At 57.0% G+C, this 2,631-nt stretch carries 2 rRNA genes (1 of these 2 only partly in view); both read right to left on the bottom strand.

Annotated features, from left to right (window positions below):
- Positions 1-751 (bottom strand): 23S ribosomal RNA (locus ACIBTM_RS46415); it reaches 1,939 nt to the left of the window's first position.
- A gap of 319 nt (positions 752-1,070) precedes the next feature.
- Positions 1,071-2,587 (bottom strand): 16S ribosomal RNA (locus ACIBTM_RS46410).
- The 16S and 23S rRNA genes sit together here, the layout of an rRNA operon.
- Positions 2,588-2,631: the final 44 nt, after the last annotated feature.

Genomic DNA, 2,631 nt, shown 5'->3' with positions numbered 1-2,631 from the left:
GGACGCCCTATTCAGACTCGCTTTCGCTACGGCTACCCCACACGGGTTAACCTCGCCACGCAGCACTAACTCGCAGGCTCATTCTTCAAAAGGCACGCCATCACCTCAACATCACAAGGATGTGCTCGGGCTCTGACGGCTTGTAGGCACACGGTTTCAGGTACTCTTTCACTCCCCTCCCGGGGTACTTTTCATCTTTCCCTCACGGTACTAGTCCGCTATCGGTCTTCAGGAAGTATTTAGGCTTACCGGGTGGTCCCGGCAGATTCACAGCAAATTCCACGAGCTCGCTGCTACTCGGGAACACCACCAAGGTCTCTGAAACTGGTTTTCGCGTACGGGACTCTCACCCACTCCGGTCGCCCATCCCAAGGCGTTCCACTAACCAGCACATCAACCCGAAGAGATGTCAGTCTCTCCAAGGCGGGTCCCACAACACCACACACACAACGCCTGACAGCTTGACATGTGCATGGTTTAGCCTCTTCCGCTTTCGCTCGCCACTACTCACGGAATCACGGTTGTTTTCTCTTCCTACGGGTACTGAGATGTTTCACTTCCCCGCGTTCCCTCCACGCACCCTATATATTCAGATGCGGGTAACACCACATAACTGGTGCTGGGTTTCCCCATTCGGAAATCCTCGGATCACAGCTCGGTTGACAGCTCCCCGAGGCATATCGCAGCCTCCCACGTCCTTCATCGGCTCCTGAAGCCAAGACATCCACCATGTGCCCTTAACAACTTGACCACAAAGATGCTCGCATCCACTCTACAGTTCTCAAACACCACACCAGAAACAAACTCCTGGAGCTCGTGTAAGCCCCTCGGCGTGTTGCCTCAGGACCCAACAGCGTGCCAGTGAACAATTCTTCCGACCTCCCAGGAGCACCCGTTCCACGCACCGAAGTGCAGTACTAGAGCGTCCCGGCAAAAGCCGACCGAACCCTAACCAGTAGTTCCACAATTCCTTGAGCAACCAGCACAACACCACGTTCGGATGTTGAGTGCCGGCCACTCCACCACCGTTGGTCCGGGTATCCCGGCGGGGTGGATGTGTTGCTCCTTAGAAAGGAGGTGATCCAGCCGCACCTTCCGGTACGGCTACCTTGTTACGACTTCGTCCCAATCGCCAGTCCCACCTTCGACCACTCCCCCCCTTGCGGGTTGGGCCATGGGCTTCGGGTGTTACCGACTTTCATGACGTGACGGGCGGTGTGTACAAGGCCCGGGAACGTATTCACCGCAGCGTTGCTGATCTGCGATTACTAGCGACTCCGACTTCACGCAGTCGAGTTGCAGACTGCGATCCGAACTGAGACCGGCTTTAAGGGATTCGCTCCACCTCGCGGTATCGCAGCCCTCTGTACCAGCCATTGTAGCATGTGTGAAGCCCTGGACATAAGGGGCATGATGACTTGACGTCATCCCCACCTTCCTCCGAGTTGACCCCGGCAGTCTCCCACGAGTCCCCGCCATAACGCGCTGGCAACGTAGGATAAGGGTTGCGCTCGTTGCGGGACTTAACCCAACATCTCACGACACGAGCTGACGACAGCCATGCACCACCTGTACACCAACCACAAGGGAAGCCCTATCTCTAGGGATGTCTGGCGCATGTCAAGCCCAGGTAAGGTTCTTCGCGTTGCATCGAATTAATCCACATGCTCCGCCGCTTGTGCGGGCCCCCGTCAATTCCTTTGAGTTTTAGCCTTGCGGCCGTACTCCCCAGGCGGGGCGCTTAATGCGTTAGCTACGGCACGGACAACGTGGATGTCGCCCACACCTAGCGCCCAACGTTTACAGCGTGGACTACCAGGGTATCTAATCCTGTTCGCTCCCCACGCTTTCGCTCCTCAGCGTCAGTATCGGCCCAGAGACCCGCCTTCGCCACCGGTGTTCCTCCTGATATCTGCGCATTTCACCGCTACACCAGGAATTCCAGTCTCCCCTACCGAACTCAAGTCTGCCCGTATCGCCCGCACGCTCCACGTTAAGCGTGGAGTTTTCACGAACGACGCGACAAACCGCCTACGAGCTCTTTACGCCCAATAATTCCGGACAACGCTCGCACCCTACGTATTACCGCGGCTGCTGGCACGTAGTTAGCCGGTGCTTCTTATCCAGGTACCGTCACTTGCGCTTCGTCCCTGGCGAAAGAGGTTTACAACCCGAAGGCCGTCATCCCTCACGCGGCGTCGCTGCATCAGGCTTGCGCCCATTGTGCAATATTCCCCACTGCTGCCTCCCGTAGGAGTCTGGGCCGTGTCTCAGTCCCAGTGTGGCCGGTCACCCTCTCAGGCCGGCTACCCGTCGTCGCCTTGGTAGGCCATTACCCCACCAACAAGCTGATAGGCCGCGGGCTCATCCCGTACCGCCGGAGCTTTCCACTCTCAACCATGCGGCCAAGAGTCATATCCGGTATTAGACCCAGTTTCCCAGGCTTATCCCAAAGTACAGGGCAGATTGCCCACGTGTTACTCACCCGTTCGCCACTAATCCACCCCGAAAGGCTTCATCGTTCGACTTGCATGTGTTAAGCACGCCGCCAGCGTTCGTCCTGAGCCAGGATCAAACTCTCCAACAATGTCAAATTTGATCGAGGCAATTTAATGCTCTCAAAGGAACCTC

This window comes from Amycolatopsis sp. NPDC049868 (genome assembly GCF_044461365.1).
Lineage (GTDB): Bacteria > Actinomycetota > Actinomycetes > Mycobacteriales > Pseudonocardiaceae > Amycolatopsis.
The sequence above is the reverse complement of the archived record's forward strand: the minus strand, read 5'-3'. Positions and strand labels throughout refer to the sequence as shown.